10 protein-coding genes are annotated in these 12,366 nt (G+C 68.5%); 9 read left to right on the top strand and 1 reads right to left on the bottom strand.

Features of this window, described 5'->3' with window-relative positions:
• The 6 genes from DRV85_RS01535 to DRV85_RS01560 all read left to right on the top strand — a co-directional run bounded on the left by DRV85_RS01535 (nucleotide 1) and on the right by DRV85_RS01560 (nucleotide 6,951).
• Entirely contained in the window at nucleotides 1-1,194 is a 1,194-nt protein-coding gene (locus DRV85_RS01535) for a hypothetical protein (protein ID WP_113287656.1), read from the top strand.
• Nucleotides 1,195-1,224: 30 nt separating this feature from the next.
• Nucleotides 1,225-3,309 (top strand): dynamin family protein, encoded by a 2,085-nt coding sequence (locus DRV85_RS01540; RefSeq protein ID WP_113287657.1) that lies wholly within the window; start codon nucleotides 1,225-1,227, stop codon nucleotides 3,307-3,309.
• Nucleotides 3,306-4,259 carry a P-loop NTPase family protein gene (locus DRV85_RS01545; protein ID WP_233495364.1) on the top strand — a complete coding sequence of 318 codons (954 nt, stop codon included), beginning with the start codon at nucleotides 3,306-3,308 and terminating at the stop codon, nucleotides 4,257-4,259. The genes DRV85_RS01540 and DRV85_RS01545 overlap by 4 nt, the downstream gene beginning before the upstream one ends.
• A gap of 91 nt (nucleotides 4,260-4,350) precedes the next feature.
• On the top strand, nucleotides 4,351-4,701 hold the full coding sequence (locus DRV85_RS01550) for a hypothetical protein (protein ID WP_158540092.1): 351 nt from the start codon (nucleotides 4,351-4,353) through the stop codon (nucleotides 4,699-4,701).
• Nucleotides 4,702-4,735: 34 nt separating this feature from the next.
• Nucleotides 4,736-5,539, top strand: a complete 804-nt coding sequence (locus DRV85_RS01555; protein WP_113287659.1) for a hypothetical protein — start codon at nucleotides 4,736-4,738, stop codon at nucleotides 5,537-5,539.
• A 278-nt stretch (nucleotides 5,540-5,817) separates the two neighbouring features.
• Nucleotides 5,818-6,951: a response regulator gene (locus DRV85_RS01560; RefSeq protein ID WP_113287660.1), complete on the top strand. Its 1,134-nt coding sequence runs from the start codon at nucleotides 5,818-5,820 to the stop codon at nucleotides 6,949-6,951.
• Between the two features lie 49 nt (nucleotides 6,952-7,000).
• Here the strand turns inward: DRV85_RS01560 and DRV85_RS01565 are convergent, their stop codons facing one another.
• Nucleotides 7,001-8,344 (bottom strand): cytochrome P450, encoded by a 1,344-nt coding sequence (locus DRV85_RS01565; RefSeq protein ID WP_113287661.1) that lies wholly within the window; start codon nucleotides 8,342-8,344, stop codon nucleotides 7,001-7,003.
• A gap of 296 nt (nucleotides 8,345-8,640) precedes the next feature.
• Between DRV85_RS01565 and DRV85_RS01570 the strand changes: the two genes are divergently transcribed.
• The 3 genes from DRV85_RS01570 (at nucleotide 8,641) to DRV85_RS01580 (ending at nucleotide 12,296) form a co-directional block, all read left to right on the top strand.
• Nucleotides 8,641-9,774, top strand: a complete 1,134-nt coding sequence (locus DRV85_RS01570) for a response regulator (protein ID WP_113287662.1) — start codon at nucleotides 8,641-8,643, stop codon at nucleotides 9,772-9,774.
• 161 nt (nucleotides 9,775-9,935) lie between these two features.
• Nucleotides 9,936-11,243, top strand: coding sequence for a sensor histidine kinase (locus DRV85_RS01575; protein WP_113287773.1), 1,308 nt, complete (start codon nucleotides 9,936-9,938; stop codon nucleotides 11,241-11,243).
• Nucleotides 11,244-11,522: 279 nt separating this feature from the next.
• Nucleotides 11,523-12,296, top strand: a complete 774-nt coding sequence (locus DRV85_RS01580) for an acyl-homoserine-lactone synthase (RefSeq protein ID WP_233495365.1) — start codon at nucleotides 11,523-11,525, stop codon at nucleotides 12,294-12,296.
• Nucleotides 12,297-12,366 lie beyond the last annotated feature (70 nt).

The raw sequence follows: 12,366 nt of genomic DNA on the forward strand, positions 1-12,366 counted from the left end.
ATGGCCTCGCTCTCGCAGGAGACGACGGCGGCGCTGGCCCGGCTCGAAGCCGCGCTGAACGCGCCAGGGATCCCCGAGCGCGCCGCGCAGGACTGCGCGCGGCTTCTCGACAAGCTGCGACGGCCGGCGCGGATCAGCATCTTCGGTTCCCGGGCGGCGGACACGCGATGGCTGCTCTGCGCGATCCTCGGCGCCGATCCGCTCGCCGGCGCGCAGGGCTGGCCGGCGATCGAGCTCGCGCATGGCGACCCGCCGCGCGCGAAGGTCACGCTCGCCGACGGGAGCACGCTGGCGCGCGAGGGACCGCCGGCCGCCGATCTGCTGTCGTCCGAGCCGGTCTTTCTGTCGATCACGGTGCCCTGGCCCGCGCTGAAGCGGATGTCGTTCCTGGCGCTTCCTGCGACGGCCGATCCGGCGGAGCAGGCGGCCGCGCTGGCGTGGGCCGCGCGGCGCACCGACATCGCCATCTGGTGCACCCGGCGCTTCGATGCCGCCGAGGCCGCGATCTGGGCCGAGGCGCCGGCCCGCCTCAAGAACCACGCCCTGATGGTGCAGGTCGCGACAGACGCGGCGCCGCCCCTCGCCTGCCAGGCGACGGAGGCGTTCGAGGGCACCTTCACGGTGGCCCGCGCGCCCGAACGGCTCGGGCAGGACGACAAGCCGCGCGGTCTCGATCGGCTGCTCGCGCGTCTCGAGGCGGATATCGACGAGGCGCTGCGCGCCGATGTCGACGCCGCGCGGCTGTTTCTGCATCGTTTCGGGCATCTCGCGGCCGCGCAGGCCGGGCCGCGATCGGTCGAGGACGGGCCGTCTGCCCGCGGAAACCCTGCCGCGCGGACGAGGGACGACAGCCGCCCCGATCGGGAGAGGGTCGAGCTGCTTTCCGAGCCGCTGCTCTACCTTCGACGCCGCGCGCGCCTGCTCCACGAGACGCTCGAGCTCTGCGAGGCCGGTGCGGGCGACTGGGCGGCGGAGGTGCTCGCCGGCTGCACCGAGACGCTCGAAGGTCTCAGGGAACGCGCCGCCCGCTGGCCCGAGGACGATTTTCGCGCGCACGAACTGCGCGAGGCCGTCGAGGAGGCCTGTGACGTCTCCGTCCTGCTGCAGGCGGAAGGCGGAGAGGACCAGGTGGAGGATGCCGCCGTTCTGCTGGAGCAGATTCGCCAGGAATTCGAACGCGAATTGGCCGCCTGAGCCGGCTGGCCGATCCGAGGAGTGGGAAACATGAACGCAGAAGCGCCAGTCACGGAAGAACCCCGCGCGACGCCGCCGCGGACGGGTCTGCTGGCCCGCGCCTTCGGCGAGCTTCATGCCTATTCGGAGCGCCTGCGCGCGGTCGATGCCGCCATCGAGACCCTGGCCGGACAGGCCGAGGGGGCGAACGAGGTCGCGGCCCGGAAGCTCAGGCGCCAGATCCGCGAGTTCGAACCCGGCGTGACCATGATCGGTCAGGTGAAGGCCGGCAAGACGACGCTGGTGAACGCGATGATCGGCTGGCCCGGCCTGCTGCCCGCGGACATCAACCCGTGGACTTCGGTCGTGACCTCGCTGCACATGGAACCCGCGGCGCGCGGCGGCGCCCAGGCGGCGAAGTTCCGCTTCTTCACCGAGGAGGAATGGAGCCGGCTGCTCACCAAGGGCGGGCGCATCGGCGAACTCGCCCGGCGCGCGGGGGCGGATCAGGAGCTGGAGAAGGTGCGCCGCCAGCTGAACGAGATGCGCGAGACCTCGCGCCGGCGTCTGGGGCGCAAGTTCGAGATGCTGCTGGGGCAGACCCACGACTACGGCTACTTCGACGAGGATCTCATCCAGCGCTACGTCTGCCTCGGCGACGCGATGGACGCGGACTCCGCGACAGACCGGCTGCGCGGCCGCTTCGCCGACATCACCCGGTCCGCCGACCTCTATCTCGGTCAGCCGGAAATGCCCATGCGGCTGTGCATCCGCGACACGCCCGGCGTCAACGACACCTTCATGATCCGCGAGCAGATCACCATCAACGCGATCCGCGACAGCCGGCTCTGCGTTCTGGTGCTCTCGGCGCATCAGGCCCTGTCCACCGTCGACATGGCGCTCATTCGCCTGATCTCGAACATCCGGGCACGGCAGGTCGTCATCTTCGTCAATCGGATCGACGAGCTTTCCGATCCCGTGCGCGACATCCCCGAGATCCGCGAGAGCATCCGCGCGACGCTGAAGGCGCATGACGGCCCGGAGGACGCCGAAATCATCTTCGGCTCCGCGCACTGGGCGATCCATGCGCTCCAGGGCGCGTTCGAGGGCCTCGGGCTGGCCAGCGCCGAGACGCTGCTCAAGTGGGCCGAGCACCAGTATGGCGAGGAGGCCGACGGCAAGACGGTCGAGGAGGTCGTCTGGGAGCTTTCGGGGCTGCCGGCACTCTGCGGGATCATCGCGCGGCGCGTGCGCACGGGAGAGGGCGCCGAGTTCGAAGAGCGCGTCACGCGCGCCGCGCGCAACCTCGCCACGAGCATGACCGCGACCCGCAACATCGTGTCGCGCCGTGTCGGGAGCATGCCGGTGCGGACGATCTCGCGCGAGCAGATCGGCGGCGAGATCGACGCGATCGCGGAACGGTCGCTCGAGCAGCTCGACGCGCGTTTCGACGCGGCGCTGCGCGATCTCGACGGACGCCTCGACGGGGCGCGGCGCACCTTCGTCGCGCGGGCGACCTCGGCGCTGGCCCGGCATCTCGAGACCAACGGCGAGGAAAGGGTCTGGACCTACGATCCCTCCGGCCTGCGCGTGCTGTTGCGCGCCGCCTACCGGGTCTTCGCGGTCGCCGTGGCGAAATCGAGCAAGGAGATCGCCCTCGGCATGACCAGCGAGATCCGCGACGCCTGCATCGGCGCCTTCGAGATTCCCGAGGAGGATTTCGCGCTGGAGGGCCCGCCCGTGCCGCAGCCGCCCGCACCGATCTCGCTCGGCAAGACCATCGCGCTCGACATCGGCGGCAGCTGGTGGTCGCGCTGGTGGCGGCGCCGGCGCAACCCGCAGGCCTATGCCGAGGAATTCGCGGATCTCATCGCGGCGGAGGTCGAGCCGATGATCGCCGCGCTTCGGACGGAACACGCCGAGGCCTACAGGGACGCGGTGAAGGCGAGCCTGCGCGAATTCGCCGAAACCCAGCGGGCCAGTCTGCGGGAACTGGCGGCGCAGACGGAGGTCGATGGAGAGGAGCTCCGCGAACGTGTCGGCGCCGCCGACCGGACGGCCGCGGAAGCCTTCGACGCGTCGCTCGCCGTGCTCTCGCGCCGGCCCGCCCCGGAAGAAGAAAGGGTGCCAGCATGACCGACCTGACAGCTCCGGCCGCGGACGGCGGCCGCCGCAAGCCCCGCATCGCGCTGATGGGCGAATTCAGCGCCGGCAAGAGCACGCTCGCCAACCTTTTGATGGAGCAGGCGAAATCGCCTGTGCGGGTGACGGCCACCCAGCTCCCGCCGATCTGGTATTCCCTGGGTGACGCACCGCCCGTTCGCATCGACGCGGACGGCAACGAGACACCGCTCGACGGCGACGATCTGACCGGCATCTCGCCGGACGACACGCGCGCGGTCCGCGTCTTCCTGCAGGCCGACGTTCTGCGGCTCTGCGACATCATCGACATGCCCGGCAGCTCCGACCCCAACATCGCCGCCGAGGTCTGGCAGAGCATGCTGCCGCTCGCCGACGCCGTGATCTGGTGCACGCCGGCCACGCAGGCCTGGCGCCAGACCGAAGCGGCGATCTGGGAGGACATGCCGCCGGAATTGCACGAGCGCAGCGCGCTGCTCGTGACGCGCTTCGACAAGGTGCGCACGCCCGAGGACGGCAAGCGCCTGCTCGCCCGTGTGGAACGCGAGGTGGACGGACTCTTTCGCCACGTCCAGGCCGCGTCACTGACCGACGCCCTCGCGGCGCGCGAGGACGAGGAGGCATGGCGCGCGAGCGGCATGGACAGCTTCTGCGAGACTTTCGTCGCGATGCTCGAGGATCTCGAGGCCCATCTGGATGGGGCGACCGGCGCCGCGGCACACCCCGAGGGCGGCACGGCACCGGGCCTCGCGCGGCCCTTTCCGCAGGACGCGCAGGACGGCCTCGCCGTCGTCGGTTCGGACGGTCAGCCGCCGCACCGGGCCACGCAGACCGATGGCGCGGGTGAGATGCAGGAGTCCGGCGTCATGCCCCGCCGCGTCGTCAGGAAAACCTCCTCCCGGACTCCGAGGCCGAGCCGCCCGGCACAGACCGAATCGCTGATCTGAGGCATGATACGGGGAAGGTGAGCGGGCTTGTGGCGCCGGTGCGCTTGCCGCTAAAGCAGTGCAGGATGCAAACGCCCGGTTCGCCGAGATCATGACCCCGAACGCGCTCGCCGATCTTCGTGCCCGACTCCCAGGCTGCGAACTCGCGGTCTATGTCGATTTCGCCTCGGAAACCGTTCTGGGGTCGGATGGCGACCTGCGCTACCCGCAGGAGCATCTCGACGCCCTGTGCCGCTGCGCCGCGACACTCTTCGCGCGCGACGACGACACCGGCGCGCCGGCATCCGGGCATGCGGTCTTTCTCAGTGAGACGGGGGCACGCGTGTTCCTGCGCGCGCCAGACGCCGGCAGCGAGGCGCTTTGCTGTATCTGTGCCCCGGACACGGATTTCGCCGCGGCGCTGCCCGGCGTCCGGCAGATGCTGGCAGGTGCGAGCGAATGACCGTCACTCTCCCGCAGCTCCCGAGGGTCCGGCCATGAGCGCGCGCGACAGGCTCCGCGCCGTGCTCAGACGGGCGGCGACCGATGGGGCGATCGACCGACAGCAGGAGCGCTTCGCCGACCCGGTCGGGGGCGCGGCCCTGATGCTCGACCATATCGGACGGACGATGCTCGCCCGCAAGCTGGTGTTCGAGTTCGACGACGGCGCGCGCTTCGCCTGCATCGCGTCGGGCCGACGGCTGATCCGCTTCGCGGCCCCCGTGCCGGCCGCCCTGGGGCGGGATCTCTCCCGGCTGATCGACGGATCGCAGCTCACGGCGCAGGACGCCGAGGCGGCGGCCGCGCTTCTGCGCGCGGTCTGCGAAGGCCGCAGCGCGTTGACCGTGCGCCCCGAGACCCCCGAGGTCCGCCCCGGACCGACCGAGACCGGCCTCGCGCCCGCTGCCGTCAGACGCGCCCTGCCCCTGCCCGAGAGCACGCCAGGCTTCGCGCGCGACGCGGATCTGTTGCAGGCCCTTCTCGCCGAACTCGGGCCCCGCGTCCGCGCCGCGCTGAGCCTGGCGGCGGACGAAGACCTGACCGTGGAAACCGGAGGTCAGGACGCCGTCTCCGATCTGTCGACCTGGGCCGCGGAGACGCTGGACAGGCTGCTATCGCCGGACTTTCCCCTGGCGCAGAGCCTGCAGACGCGGGGGATCCTCGTCTTCGGCGCGCCGCAGGACGCGGGCTGCCACAGGCTGATCGCGGGCTCACGCGGCCAGCTTCTGATCGCCGAGGTGGACGGCCTCGACGACGCGGCGACGCTTGCGGCCTGGCGCCGCCTGGCCGCGCGCGACTGACACGGCCGAGGCACGCGCGCGGCCCACCGGGGCACATGCTTTTGCAAGAACCCGGCCGGCGGACCTCAACCATGAATTGCAGGGATCCGCGCGCATCGTTTCGCGATCGGCACCCGACAGCGGCGATCGAGGCCACTGTTTCCACTTCGGCGAAAGCTGCCCCGAAAACTCCCAGAAGTCACCACGGTGTGGCGAAAGCTCATGGTGAAAGGCCCAAGTTTCGTCGCTTTCTCCTAATAGTTCATTAACCGTAAACCGAAGCGGACTGGCGACCGGTCATGGAACTCGCAAACAAGGCGACGGAGCGTTTCAAGGAGAAGCTCGATCAGCGGCAGCGGCGGCAATCGCCCTTTCGCGTGCTCGTGGTCGACGACGAGCCCAGCATCCTGGAGCTTCTCCAGACGGCGCTCGACAATTTCGAAGGCTACGAGGTCTCGATCGCGGGCTCGGCGGCGGCCGCCCTCAGCACGATCGACAAGGCCGCGAAGCCCTTCGACTGCATCCTGCTCGACATCCAGATGCCCGGCACGAACGGGATCGAGCTTCTGCGCGCCCTGCGCCAGATGCCGGATTACGAGGACGCGCCGGTCATCATGCTGACCGCCATGTGCGACCGGAAATACGTCGACGACGCCTTCCTCGAGGGCGCGACCGACTACATCACCAAGCCGTTCGACTTTCTCGAACTGCGCAGCCGCATGCACAGCGCAGAGGCGCTGATGCGCGAGCGGATGAAGACGCGCAAGAGCATGGAATCGGTCAAGGCACTGCAGGACGAGCTGGACTTCAACATGCAGTTCAGCTTCGAGGATCCGCTGGCCTTCGACGATGTCGAGCGGCTGCTGCGCTATGTGGAGTTCGACAACTACATCGCGCAACTGTCCCGGGGCCGCATGTTCAATTCGCAGGCGGTCGCGATCAAGCTTTACGACGCGAGCTTTCTCTACGACGTCTCGACCAGCAGCGAGTTCCGGAGGACGATCTCGGACCTCGCCAAGGCGATCGCGAAATGCGCCAGGGACAAGGACTTCATGTTCTCCTACCGCGGCAGCGGCGTGTTCCTCGCCGTGGAGCACGGGCGCGATCCCCAGCAGGAGTTCGTGGGCGAAAAGCGCCTCAATCAGATCTTCAATTCGATCCTCGGACAGCGCGGCGTGGCGAGCACGCAGCGGGCCCTGGTCGGCGAAGGCGTCTCGATGCGCTCGCTCTCCAAGTCCTGGGCCTTCGCGGCGCTGAAACGCGCCGTCGAGAGCGCCGATGCGCGCGAGCGACAGATCCTGTGCAAGCTCGACGAGGATCCGGGCGACGACCTGGCCTGTGCGCCGGAACAGCGCGACCACATGCGCCGGCGCGTCTACGAGAAGGTTCTCTTCGAACTGTTCCGTGACGAGACATACCTGGGCACCAAGTAGGCCGGTGAGGCGCCGCGGTCCCCGCGCGCCTGACGTGCCGGCGCGCGGCTCAGACCCGCGCGACGTCCAGGAGCAGCGGTCCGCCCGGGCGCATCGTGAAGGTCAGCACCGGCCGAGGGATCGGCGCGTCACCCAGCGAGACGGCGACCTTTCGCAGCACGCTGGCCATCAGAATCATGATCTCGGTCTCGGCGTATTGCGCCCCGATGCAGATTCGCGGGCCGTCGCCGAAGGGAATGTACTGCCCACGCGGAATCGCGGGGCCCATGAAACGCGCCGGCCGGTAGAGGTCGGGCTCGTCCCAGAGCCGCGCGTTACGGTGAATCGAGTAGACGGAAAAGAACAGGGCGTCCCCCCTGGCGATGTCGAATCCGTCGACGGTCAGATCGTCCGCGGCGTCGCGCGCGAAGAAGGCCGCCGAGGGATAGAGACGCAGGGTCTCCTTCACATGCGCGCGCAGCAGCGGCAGATGCTCGAGATCCTCGAAGCCGACGGGGCCCGAGGGACGCACGGACAGCACCTCTTCGCGGATGCGGCGCTGCATCTCGGGATGCAGCGCGAACAGATAGAGCCCCCAGGCGATGGCGTTGGCCGATGTCTCGTGGCCCGCCACGACGAAGGTGAGAAGGTTGTCGACCGTCGTTTCGATGTCCTCGAAATCGGTTTCCAGCGCCTCGATGAGCAGGTCGAGAAAGTCGCGGGGCTCCGCGCGCATCTCCGCCCGACGATGCTCGATCACCTGCCGCGCGAGCGCGCGCATCGAGGTCACGGGGGCCATGCTGCGCAGCCATTTCGCGCGCGGCACCCAGCCCGGCAGGCCCATGAGGTCGAACAGGGACAGCTTCGAGATGTATTCGAAATAGGCGCGAAGCCCGGCGCGGATGGTCTCGGCGCTCACCTCCGCGTTGCCCGAGAACATGACGCGCGAGATGTTGGTCAGCGTCGCCGCCGGCGCCACCTGCGAGACATCGACGCGCCCGGGGTTCTCTGCGAGCGAGTCCGCAACCTCGATCCCGGTTTCCGCGAAATGGGTGGCGAGCACCGGCAGGTTGCGCGCCGCGAAGAGCGGAGAATAGCGCCGGCGCTGCTCGCGCCACTTCGCCCCCTCCGACAGGATCAGCCCGTTGCCGACGGCCGAGCCGATGATGTCCTTGGTGAACTTCGCCTTCGGAAAGGCCCGGCCGCGGCCGACCAGAAGCTCCGTCACCGCCGCCGGCGCGCCGATGTAGTGGATGTTGAGCGGACCGCGGACGTAGGTCTCGCGGAGCGTCTCGGCGGGAATGACCTCGAGCATGTTGCGCCCGGCGAGCCGGGCGAACCGAAGGAGCCCGACGGGCTCTTCCGCCAGTTTCGCGGCGACCGGAACGGGCGCGCAGGTGCTTCTCGCGTTCATCGTCGCAAACGGTCCTGGCCGCTTTCCATGCGCCGCCGCAAGGACGCGCGCGTGACGCGCCGGCGGCGCGCTCGGTATGATACTATCCGGAACGCGCAGGCAACCCACCACAAGGTCGGTTCGGGCGCGACGCGGCGCGGCAGCGTTGCCGCGGCACCACGGTTTGCCGCCCCCGTCCCGCCCGCGCGGCCGGCCTGCGCCGCGGGCCGAAACCTCACGATCTCACCATCCAGTCCTTTTTTTAGACAAACTTGAAATGCCTAATCGGGACGTTACAGCACAAAGGGGGTCAGTCCATGTCGGATCCGTTCGGGGCGGAACGCAGCAACCAGCCGGCCGATATCCAGCGGAGCAACGGCGCGAGGGCGACCCAGGTGCTCGTCGTCGACGATGATCCGGATCTGTGCGAGGTGCTCGAGACAGCGCTCGTCAGCCTCGCGGGCTACGAGGTGCATGTGGCCTACGGCGCCCAGGACGCGCTGCACGCCATGGCGGATCAGACCGTGCCCTACGACGGCGTCTTCCTCGACATCCAGATGCCCGGCACGAACGGGATCGAGCTCTGCTCGATCCTGCGGAGCACGCCCGGCTACGCCGATGTGCCGGTGATCATGCTCACCGCGATGACCGAACGACGCTACCTCCACGAGGCCTTCGCGAAGGGCGCGAGCGACTATATCTCCAAGCCCTTCGATCTGGCCGAGCTGCGGTTCCGGTTCGGCCGGGAACGCACGAAAGAGCAGCATCGCGCGATCCTGAAGGCGGAGTCGCCCGCGCCGGGCGAGTATCGCGTCCCGCACGCGCCCGACATCGTCCGCGAACTGGAGGATGCGGTCGCCGTGCAGAACGTGGACCGATGCATCAAGCGCGACGCCTTCGAGGTTTTCGTTCAGCAGACCGCGGCGCGCTACAACGACAGCCTCTTCGTGCGCGCCACGAAGATCGCGCGGGTCTACGAGCTTTACTCCGGGCTCTCCGCCCGGGACTACCAGGCGACCGTCGAACGGATCGCGCGCACGCTTTCGGACGAGACGGCGGAAAGCTCGGACATTCTGACCCATTACGGCAACGGCATCTTTCTGAGCCTGAGCGTGGGCCAAAGCGCCCTGCGGCGCGACCGGCTGGCAGAACGGCTGAAGACCTGCCCGGAGCTTTTCGCGCTCACCGCGCCGCCGCACAACCTGCGCCTGCTGGTCGGCCGGCAGATCCCGGTGTCGAGCAGGGTCACGTCCGAGGTGCACTTCGCACTCGAGCAAGCCATCGATGTCGCCGAGCAGGCGGAGGAGCGCAGGTTCGGCTGGCGCACCTACAAGGAGTGGTGGTCTGCGCGGAAATCGATGGGCCGGGAACAGCGCCGCGTCCAGCAGACCGCCTACGAGAGCCTCCTCGACGATTTCCTGAGAAAGGGGGTGCGGGGCCGGGAGCATTGACCGGCGTTCCACGCAACAGCACGCGAGCCGCGACGACTTTGGATCAGACCGAGACATGGCTGCCCCCGGACGAGGGTCCGAAGGAGGCGAGAGCGTCGGCGCCGTCGGGCGACCGGCCCGACTCGCGCGTCGCCTCCGCGAGCAACCGCCTGCTTCAGAACATGACGGATTACACCGCCATGACCTTCGCGCTGCTCTGGCAGCGGCAGGCGATCTTCCTCGCGGCGGCGATCCTGACGGCGTTCTTCTTCGACCCCATCAACGCCCTCATCTTCTACGTGGTGATCCTCCTGTGCGAGGTGCAGGATCTGATGATCGGCCGGCGGGTGAAGCGTCTGAAGCCGGGCGATCACGCGGCGATCGGGGTGTGCTTCATCTGGATCATGGTGAACACCATCCTGAGCGCCACGGCCATCAGCCTCTATTCGATTTCCGTCGCGCTCGAGCAGAGCACGGGGGGACATTTCACGCCCCTCTTCTTTCTCTTCGCCGCCGCGCTCTTCGCGGCGATGAACAATCATCAGGTTCTCTGGGCTCTCGTGATCAGGCTGACGATCTACGGGATATCGTTTCTTTTCATCGTGATAAGGGACATCTGGGTGGAACGGCCGGACCTTTCCTCGGAACTGTGGCTGCAGTTCTTCACAGTCATCTTCGTGATGTATTTCCTGATCGACTGCTCGATCGTCTTTCTCAAGCTCTACCGGCGGAACCTCGCGCATCTCGACCGCCTGCGCGAGGAGCACGAGCGGACCAAGGCGGCCTATATCGTCAAGTCGCAATTCGTCTCGACGGTGAGCCACGAGCTGCGCACGCCGCTGACCTCGATCAAGGGGTCGCTCGACCTGATCAATTCCGGGGCGCTGGGCCCCGTCCCCGAGAAGATGCGCAGCCTGCTCGAGATGGCGGGCAAGAACGGCCTGCGGCTGTCGAACCTCATCGACGACGTGCTCGACCTGCAGAAGATCGAGGCCGGCGAGATGAAGTTCCGCTCCGAGGTCTTCGACCTGCGCACGCTGGTCGGCGAGGCCGTGGCGAGCAATCAGGGACTTTCGGAACGCTACCGGGTCACCATCGAGGAAGTGCCGCCAGGCGATGAGCCGCTCAACGTGATCGCCGACGAGGCGCGGCTGATGCAGGTGCTGTCGAACATGATCTCCAACGCCGCCAAGTTCTCTTCCGACGGCGGCACGGTCCGGGCCGGGTGCGCGCGGCGCGGCGACACGGCCCGGATCTACGTGCAGGACGACGGGATCGGCATCCCCGAACATGCGCGCGACAAGGTGTTCGAGCGCTTCTCGCAGGTGGATTCCTCCGACGAGCGCCATGTGGGCGGCACCGGGCTGGGCATGAACATCTCGAAGGAGATCGTCGAGCAGTTCGGCGGCGAGATCGACTTCGTCAGCGAGGTCGGCGTGGGCACGACCTTCTTCGTGGACCTGCCTTTGGCGGCCCGCGCCGCAGACTGAGTCGCCCTCCCCCTTTCGCGCTTCGTCCGGCGGGACGCGGCGCCCCTCCTCCGGCCTCCGCCGCGGCCAGACCGGCCGCCTGCGCCCTTGCGCCCCGCCTTTCGCGCCGGGCCGCCGGGCCGTCCGGCATCGCGCCGGACCGGCCTGCGGCGCGGCGCGCGTGCATCACACAACCATTGGATGTATCCTGCCCCAAGTTTCTCTGGCCGTGCCGGATGAAATTTGCCATAAATGTGGAAAAATACGGGCAGGTTCATGAAACATACGAAGGCGTCGGGCTTGACCCGCGCGGCATCAGCAGGGTTCCCCGAGCTGGTCCCGGCCTCCGGAAAGACCACGACGCGCGCCGCAGAGCGCCGGACGCCGGGGCGTGCCGCGGCCGACTCCGCCGCGCGCACCGGCTCCATCAGGTCCACGGCGATGTCCTTCGCCGACATGCACATGCATGGCGATCTTCTGGTGAAGTATCTCAGAGCCCGCCGCGCCATCTTCATCGACCGGTTGCACTGGAACGTCGCCCAGGCGGACGGGATGGAATTCGACCAGTACGACACGCCCTTCTGCCGTTGGATCGTCCTGCACGAGTTCGGCGACGTCCTTGCGGGGGTCCGCCTGCTCCCGACGACGGCGCAATGCGGTGTCTACAGCTACATGCTGCGCGACGCGCAGCGGGGATTGCTGCCGGACCTGCCGACCGACGTGCTGTTCTTCGAAGCCCCCGTGGACCCTCTGGTCTGGGAGGCCTCGCGCTTCTTCATAACCGATTTGGTGCCGTCCGCACGCCGCCCGCTCCTGCAGAGCCTGCTGTTCGAAAGCATGAGTCTGACGGCCAGACGCCACGGCGCGCGCCACATCCTGGGGATCGTTCCCTCCGTGTGGTCGCGGTGGGCCCGGCGGCTGGGCGCGGACGCCACGCCGATCGGCGCACGCTTCTCCATCGAGGGCGCGTCGAGCCAGTCGGTGCTGTTCAGCGTCGACGACTTCCTGCTCGACACGCCGTCCCGCGAGCCGTCGGAAAGGCTCCTGCCGCACCGCGGTCGCGCAGCGGCCTGACAAGGCGTCTCCCGCCCGCGGATCAGATCATGGGCGGCTTTCGATCAGGCAGCGACGCCAGGGAGCTTCC

The organism is Rhodosalinus halophilus, assembly GCF_003298775.1.
GTDB classification, from domain to species: Bacteria; Pseudomonadota; Alphaproteobacteria; order Rhodobacterales; family Rhodobacteraceae; genus Rhodosalinus; species Rhodosalinus halophilus.

What these genes read in the sequence shown, in the direction of transcription:
- DRV85_RS01535 (WP_113287656.1), top strand. Translation starts at nt 1, where the DNA reads ATGGCCTCGCTCTCGCAGGAGACGACGGCGGCGCTGGCCCGGCTCGAA.
- DRV85_RS01540 (WP_113287657.1), top strand. Translation starts at nt 1,225, where the DNA reads ATGAACGCAGAAGCGCCAGTCACGGAAGAACCCCGCGCGACGCCGCCG.
- DRV85_RS01545 (WP_233495364.1), top strand. Translation starts at nt 3,306, where the DNA reads ATGACCGACCTGACAGCTCCGGCCGCGGACGGCGGCCGCCGCAAGCCC.
- DRV85_RS01550 (WP_158540092.1), top strand. Translation starts at nt 4,351, where the DNA reads ATGACCCCGAACGCGCTCGCCGATCTTCGTGCCCGACTCCCAGGCTGC.
- DRV85_RS01555 (WP_113287659.1), top strand. Translation starts at nt 4,736, where the DNA reads ATGAGCGCGCGCGACAGGCTCCGCGCCGTGCTCAGACGGGCGGCGACC.
- DRV85_RS01560 (WP_113287660.1), top strand. Translation starts at nt 5,818, where the DNA reads ATGGAACTCGCAAACAAGGCGACGGAGCGTTTCAAGGAGAAGCTCGAT.
- DRV85_RS01565 (WP_113287661.1), bottom strand. Translation starts at nt 8,344, where the DNA reads ATGAACGCGAGAAGCACCTGCGCGCCCGTTCCGGTCGCCGCGAAACTG.
- DRV85_RS01570 (WP_113287662.1), top strand. Translation starts at nt 8,641, where the DNA reads ATGTCGGATCCGTTCGGGGCGGAACGCAGCAACCAGCCGGCCGATATC.
- DRV85_RS01575 (WP_113287773.1), top strand. Translation starts at nt 9,936, where the DNA reads ATGACGGATTACACCGCCATGACCTTCGCGCTGCTCTGGCAGCGGCAG.